This window comes from Cupriavidus sp. HPC(L) (assembly GCF_000307735.3).
Classification (GTDB): Bacteria; Pseudomonadota; Gammaproteobacteria; order Burkholderiales; family Burkholderiaceae; genus Cupriavidus.
The window spans coordinates 1-6,421 of record NZ_AMPR02000174.1; the positions used below are offsets into that span (position 1 = coordinate 1).

Consider the following 6,421-nt stretch of genomic DNA (forward strand, 5'->3'; position numbering starts at 1 on the left):
GGCGCCACCGGGCGCGGGCGCGCCTTCAGGCCGAGCAAATCCTGGTCGAAGCAACCGCCGAGGGCGAGCGGCGCGCGGATGCGGCGGCGCGGGCGGCCCACGACGCGATCTGCGGGGACGTGCTGCGCTGGCTGGTGCACGAGAACGAACTGGAGGCGGTCATCGCGGAGCGGCTGGAGTTGCGCTGCCGGATGGTGATCGCCGATGCGGTCGCCAGCTTCGCCGGCGAGGCCGAGCGCGCGGCGTTGATCGCGCAGCGCGTTGCGGCCCGCTGGCGCGAGCTGTCCTCACACGGCGCCTTCACGTTGCGGTTGTGCCCCGACGACGTCGAAGCAGTGGCGGCGCGGCTGCCGGCGGAGACGGGGTTCACCATCAGCGCCGAGCCGGCGCTGACCTCCGGCCAGGCGCTGGTGGACAGCCCCTACGTCCAGCTGCGCATCGATCTGGACCGTCATCTGTCCGTGCTGTTGGCAGCCATCGGCGTCGAGCCAAGCGCAGCGAGCCCGTGCGCAGGCGAGCCTCACGCGGTCAGCGAGCGCGGGGACGAAAACGATCCGGATGCCCTTGCCAACCAGCTTGACGGCCTCGTAGAGGATGTGGACCGGATGGCAAGAGGCCGGCTTCTCCCACCGCAACGCGATCCCGGCGTGCCCGATGCCGATTCGACGGGATGGCCCGCATGAACCCGAAGGTACAGGGCGCCAAGCCCGTCATTCCAACCGGCCCGGCGCCGGCGGTCCTCCCGGGGCAGGGCGGCGGTGCGGCCAGCCGCGGGCCCCAGCAGGTCAGCCCGGCCCGTTCCGCGATGGATCTCGCGGCGCGCGCGCTGAACGCGTCCCGCCGCCTGCACGAAGCCGGGCTCAACAACGTGCATTCGTCCAAGCTGCACGCGCTGCTGCGCGGCGACCGCCGCAATGATGCGCTGCTGGCGCGCGCCTTCGTCGGCAAGCTCGCCAAGTCGCTGCTGGCCAACAAGGACCCGCGCATCGAGCAGCTGCTGCAGCAGTTCGGCGATATCGAGGACGTCGACAGCCTGTTCGCCGCAATCGAACGCAGCGAGCTGCATCCGGCGGCGATGGCATTGCTGCTCGCCGCGATGGCCGAACAACACCGGCCGGGACGCAAGCGTAGCCGTCTGGAGGAGGCGCTGGAGCGGCGGCTCGGCGCCAACGGCGATTGGGAACTGGCCATGCTCGGCTGGCTCGAGTTCGGCGCGATGACGCCGGAACTGATGTCGCAGCTGAAGTCGCTGTATCAGCGCGCCGGTGTGGTGCAGCAGGGCATGGCGGCGTTCCTGGACCAGTTGGCCGGCATCGGCGAGCGCCGGCGCAAGGTCAAGGTGCTGATCCGCGCGCTGGGCGCCGAATTGAGCGGCATCGACGACGATGCGGCCGAGGGCATCAAGCTCGCCGCGGTAGTGCGAGACCTGAAATGCCTGTTGATCTTCCTCGGATGCGAGGAGCAATGCGGCCGCATCGCGCGCGCCCTGGGCGAGCCGCCGGTCGAGCCCGACTCGGTGTTGCGGCTGCTGATTCGCATGGTCGACCAGCCGTGGCTTTACCACGACTGGATCCGCGGCGAAGTCGACGGCATGGAGCTGGGCCGGGAACGCGGATTCAAGCTGGTCCGGGACATCACCCGTCTGGCCAAGCTGCTGCCCGAGCCGTGCTTCCGCGACGATGACCACAGGCAGCAGGTGCTGACGGCACTGAACGAGTTCAACGACCGCGCCGAGAACGCGGACCCTGCCGAGGGCGACCCCACGGGCTGACGCCCCTTCAGGTATCGGCCCGATGCCGCGTGCCGCGACTGCCGCGCACGATGGCGACACAGCAAGCAATGAGGACAGCAAGCGCGTCCGGTGGCTCGCGCCGCCGGGGTCGTGCCTGGATCACCGATGGATATTGGAACGCTGCGCAATCTGGAAAAGCTGTTTCGTCTGATGGACGTCAAGCCCGTCACGATCGAGCCGCGCGTCGAAATACGCGACGGCGAGATCCAGGTGTTCATGGAAGTGCGCGACCGCCGCGTGCTGCTGTCCACGATGCGGCCGGTCGATCGCTACGTGGCCGACGCCGCGCTGCGCTCGCTGTTGACGCGCTGGTCGCCGGCCTGCATGGCCGGCGTGCCGCTGCGGGTCTTCCGCGTCGACGACTGCCTGTTCGTGTCGGGCGCGATGCCGGCGGGCAGCGGTGCCGAGCTGTGGTACCGGACGGTCCGGGCACAACGCAGGCTGCTGGAAGCCTGCACGAAGGAGGAAGCATGAGGTTCGTCTTCGCGGCGTTGCTGTTGCCGCTGGCGCTGCTGTGGGGCACCGCGATCGCCGGGTTGGTGTTGGCGATGGCGTTGGCACTGGTGCTTGGCGCGATCGCCTTCGGCCTCGGCTGCCGGACCGCCGTTGCACTCGTTGATGCGATCCGGCGTATCCGCCGGACAGGGCCCGGAGCGCGGCCATGATCAAGCGCTTGAGTACCTGGCTCGCCACCGTCGGCGGCCGGCAGGACGTGGTGCTGGCCGTGATGCTGATGGTGGCGGTCTTCATGATGATCCTGCCGCTGCCGACCATCCTGGTCGACCTGCTGATCGCCATCAACCTGGGCCTGGCGCTGCTGTTGCTGATGACGGCCATCTATGTGCGCGATCCTCTGGACCTGTCCGCGCTACCGTCGCTGCTGCTGATCACGACGCTGTTCCGCCTCGCGCTGACCGTCAGCACCAGCCGCCTGATCCTGCTGCAGCACGACGCGGGTGAAATCGTCACCGCCTTCGGCAACTTCGTCGTCGGCGGCAATCTGGCGGTCGGCATCATCGTCTTCTCGATCATCACGGTCGTGCAGTTCATCGTGATCACCAAGGGCGCGGAGCGCGTGGCGGAAGTCGGCGCCCGCTTCTCGCTCGACGCGATGCCCGGCAAGCAGATGAGCATCGACGGCGACCTGCGCGCGGGCACGATAGACGCCAGCGAGGCAAAGCGCCAGCGCCAGCTGGTGCAGAAGGAGAGCCAGCTGTATGGCGCGATGGACGGCTCGATGAAGTTCGTCAAGGGTGACGCGATCGCCGGCATCATCGTGATCCTCGTCAACATCGTCGGCGGCATCGCGGTCGGCACGATGCAGCACGATATGGGCGTCGGCAAGGCGCTCGAGGTCTACTCGGTGCTGTCGATCGGCGACGGCCTGATCGCGCAGATCCCCGCGCTGATCATCTCGATCGCCGCCGGCATCGTGGTGACGCGCGTGCCCGGCGAGAAGCGTGAAAACCTGGCGCAGGACCTGGTCAACCAGTTCTCGCGCCAGCCCAACGCGCTGATGATCGCCGCCGGCGTGCTGCTGCTGTTCGCGCTGGTGCCGGGCTTTCCCGCAGTAATTTTCATGCCGCTGGGCGTGCTGCTGGGACTGATCGCGCTCTATGCGCGCCGCCGCGCCAGGGCGCTCGCCGCCAATACCGCCGACCAGGGCGGTGCGGCGGCCGGCGCAGAGGGCGAGGCGCGCATGACCCCCGGTGCGGAGCCGCTGTCGCTGAAGCTGGCGAAAGATGTGGCGGCGCTGCCTGGTCTGCTCGACGCGCTCGAGACCCTGCGCTGGCAGAAGTTCGAGCGGCTCGGTGTCGCGCTGCCGAAGATCGAGATGGCTGTCGAGGCGGGTCTGCCCGCCGGCAGCTTCAGCGTGCTGCTGTACAGCGAGCCCGTGCTGAAGGTGGCCATGCCGGCAGGCCGGCTGCTGCTGGCGCGCCAGTCCAGCGCCATGCCGGTCGCCGAGCGCGTCGACAACCTGCCGTTCGGCGGACTGACGCTGCAATGGATCGCGCCCGAGCACCAGGGCTCGCTGGCGCAGTCCGGGTTGTCGCTGCTTGCCGGCGCGCAGGCCGTGTCGTACGCCGCCGCGCTCGCCGTCGACCGCTTCGCCGACGAATTCATTGGCGTGCAGGAAACCCGCTATCTGATGGACGCGATGGAGACCCGCTACGGCGAGCTGGTCAAGGAGCTGCAGCGCCAGCTGCCGATCAGCAAGGTCTCGGAGGTGTTGCAGCGCCTGGTGGCCGAAGGCATCTCGATCCGCGACCTGCGCACCATCTTCGAGGCGTTGATCGAGTGGTCGCCGAAGGAAAAGGAGACCGTGATGCTGACCGAGTACGTCCGCGTCGCGCTGCGCCGCCAGATCGTCGGGCGCCATGCGCGCGGTGAAGGGCGTATCCATGTCTGGCTGATCGGCGATGGCATCGAGAACATGATCCGCGACTCGGTGCGCCAGACCGCCGCCGGGGCCTATTCGACGTTGCAGGGCGACCAGATCGAAGCGATCGTGGCGCGCATCAAGGCCGGCATTGCCGGTCGCGAGGACATGGAGGGTGCGCTGGTCACCGCGATCGATGTGCGCCGCTTCCTGCGCAAGTTTCTCGAGCGGGAGCTGTTCAGCGTGCCGGTACTGTCGTACCAGGAACTGGGCGACGACGTGCAGCTGCACGTGCTCGGCAATATCGACATGATCGGAGAGTACGACGATGCGTATGCCTGATGCCGATGCGATCGTCTCCCGGGTGGCCGGCCGCCTGACGTTGCCGGCGCTGGACGATGGCGTGGAGCGTTTCGGCCGCGTGGTCGAAATCGGTCCCACGCTGATCAAGGCCAGTCTGCCCGACGCGGCGCTGGCCGAGCTTTGCCTGATCGGCGCCGACATGCAGGCGGAGGTGGTCGGCCTGCAGCGAGAGGTCGCGCTGCTGTCGCCATTCTCCGAGCCGGTCGGCATGAGCTGCGGCGCACTGGTGCGCCCGCTCGGCACCGAGCATCGGATTCCGGTCGGTCCGCATCTGATCGGCTCGGTGATCGACGGCCTGGGCCGCCGGATGAGCGGTCCGCCGGTGCCGGCCGCATGCGAGACGCGCCCGCTGGAGGCACCGGTGCCCGATCCGTTGACGCGCACGCTGATCGACCAGGTGTTGCCGCTGGGCGTGCGCGCGATCGACGGCATGCTGACCTGCGGCCGCGGGCAGCGGATCGGCATCTTCGCGGCCGCGGGAGGGGGCAAGAGCACGCTGCTCGGCATGATCTGCGACGGCAGCCTGGCCGATGTCGTGGTACTCGGGCTGGTGGGGGAGCGCGGCAGGGAGGTCCGCGAGTTTCTCGACCAGACGCTGACCGCCGAGGCGCGCGAGCGGTCGGTGGTGGTGGTGTCGACCTCGGACCGCCCGGCGCTGGAACGCCTGAAAGCCGTCTATACCGCGACCACCATCGCCGAGTACTTCCGCGACCAGGGCCTGAACGTGCTGCTGATGGTCGATTCGCTGACGCGCTTTGCGCGCGCCGGCCGCGAGATCGGCCTGGCCGCCGGCGAACTGCCGGCCGCCGGCAGCTTCCCGCCCAGCGTGTTCGCGCGCCTGCCGCGCCTGCTGGAACGGGCCGGCTGCGCGGCCACCGGCAGCATCACCGGCATCTATACCGTGCTGGTCGAGGGCGACGACATGACCGAGCCGATCGCCGACGAGGTCCGATCGATCCTCGACGGACATATCGTGCTGTCGCGCGAGCTCGCGGAAAAGAACCACTATCCGGCCATCGATATCCCGGCCAGCATCAGTCGCGTGATGCACCAGGTCACCAGCGAGCCGCATCGGCAGTGGGCGGGCAAGGCACGCCGGCTGCTGGCCCAGTACAAGGAAATCGAACTGCTGGTGCGGGTCGGCGAATACGAACGCGGACACGATGCCGAGGCCGACGACGCGCTGGACCGTCGCGCCGGGCTCGAGGCCTTCCTGTGCCAGGGAACGGGCGAGCGCGCCGACTACCAGGGCACGCTGCGCCAGCTGCGGCAGGTCGTGGAGGGATGATGGCCAGGCCCAGCACCGCACAGATGCTCGAGCAGTTGCGCACGATCAAGATGTGCCGGGAAGGCGTGCTGCGTCATCGCGCCCGCCGTGTCGAGGCGGACATGCGCGAATGCAGGCAGCAGTCCGATACCCGCAGGGCCGAGCAGGCCGAACTGCGCGTCCAGTGGCGCGCCGCCAACCAGACCGAGCAGGCGGTCGGCCCGCGCGATTTCCACCAGCTCAAGCAACGGTTCGCCGATTTCTATCAGCGCGAACAGCAACTGCAGGCTGCGCTGCGCAAGCTCGCCGATCAGATCGCCGATTGCCAGGCGCAGGCGGCACGCATTGCCCAGGCGCTGAAGGAGAACCTGCGCGGCCAGGAGAAGCTGGCCGCGCTGATCGAGGAGCAGCGATGAGTGTGACTCCGGTGGGCGGGGTCCCGCCCAGGGGTGGCCGCGATCGCGACGAACGTCGCAACGTGGAATCCCGGCAAACCGCGCAGTTCGATGCGGCGATGCGCAAGCGCAGGCCCGCCCGGGAGGGGGGCGGGGAAGAGAACGAGGCTGCGGTGCCGCCGTCCGTGCCGCCATTCGTGCCGCCGGCATGGTGGTCGATGCTC

At 68.9% G+C, this 6,421-nt stretch carries 8 protein-coding genes; all 8 read left to right on the forward strand.

All coding sequences use genetic code 11. The features are described from left to right. A partial coding sequence (locus B551_RS26545; protein WP_023264140.1) for a hypothetical protein occupies positions 1-683 on the forward strand: 683 nt, incomplete at its 5' end. Further along, on the forward strand, positions 680-1,771 hold the full coding sequence (locus B551_RS11655; RefSeq protein WP_172682465.1) for a TyeA family type III secretion system gatekeeper subunit: 1,092 nt from the start codon (positions 680-682) through the stop codon (positions 1,769-1,771). The genes B551_RS26545 and B551_RS11655, both read left to right, overlap by 4 nt. A 126-nt stretch (positions 1,772-1,897) precedes the next feature. Continuing rightward, positions 1,898-2,266 carry a hypothetical protein gene (locus B551_RS11660; protein ID WP_006579055.1) on the forward strand — a complete coding sequence of 123 codons (369 nt, stop codon included), beginning with the start codon at positions 1,898-1,900 and terminating at the stop codon, positions 2,264-2,266. Beyond that, positions 2,263-2,457: a hypothetical protein gene (locus B551_RS11665; RefSeq protein WP_006579054.1), complete on the forward strand. Its 195-nt coding sequence runs from the start codon at positions 2,263-2,265 to the stop codon at positions 2,455-2,457. Before B551_RS11660 ends, B551_RS11665 begins: the two co-directional genes overlap by 4 nt. Beyond that, complete coding sequence (locus B551_RS11670; protein WP_023264142.1) at positions 2,454-4,514, forward strand: EscV/YscV/HrcV family type III secretion system export apparatus protein; 2,061 nt, start codon at positions 2,454-2,456, stop codon at positions 4,512-4,514. The genes B551_RS11665 and B551_RS11670 overlap by 4 nt, the downstream gene beginning before the upstream one ends. Beyond that, positions 4,501-5,823, forward strand: coding sequence for an EscN/YscN/HrcN family type III secretion system ATPase (locus B551_RS11675; RefSeq protein WP_043439051.1), 1,323 nt, complete (start codon positions 4,501-4,503; stop codon positions 5,821-5,823). The genes B551_RS11670 and B551_RS11675 overlap by 14 nt, the downstream gene beginning before the upstream one ends. After that, positions 5,820-6,218, forward strand: coding sequence for a hypothetical protein (locus tag B551_RS11680; RefSeq protein WP_006579052.1), 399 nt, complete (start codon positions 5,820-5,822; stop codon positions 6,216-6,218). Before B551_RS11675 ends, B551_RS11680 begins: the two co-directional genes overlap by 4 nt. Beyond that, positions 6,215-6,421 (forward strand): hypothetical protein (locus tag B551_RS26875; protein WP_216599695.1); only part of this gene is annotated, 207 nt, incomplete at its 3' end. The genes B551_RS11680 and B551_RS26875, both read left to right, overlap by 4 nt.

Bases quoted from the DNA above. Each gene is read 5' to 3' on its own strand.
- B551_RS11655 (WP_172682465.1), top strand. From the start codon at position 680: ATGAACCCGAAGGTACAGGGCGCCAAGCCCGTCATTCCAACCGGCCCG.
- B551_RS11660 (WP_006579055.1), top strand. From the start codon at position 1,898: ATGGATATTGGAACGCTGCGCAATCTGGAAAAGCTGTTTCGTCTGATG.
- B551_RS11665 (WP_006579054.1), top strand. From the start codon at position 2,263: ATGAGGTTCGTCTTCGCGGCGTTGCTGTTGCCGCTGGCGCTGCTGTGG.
- B551_RS11670 (WP_023264142.1), top strand. From the start codon at position 2,454: ATGATCAAGCGCTTGAGTACCTGGCTCGCCACCGTCGGCGGCCGGCAG.
- B551_RS11675 (WP_043439051.1), top strand. From the start codon at position 4,501: ATGCGTATGCCTGATGCCGATGCGATCGTCTCCCGGGTGGCCGGCCGC.
- B551_RS11680 (WP_006579052.1), top strand. From the start codon at position 5,820: ATGATGGCCAGGCCCAGCACCGCACAGATGCTCGAGCAGTTGCGCACG.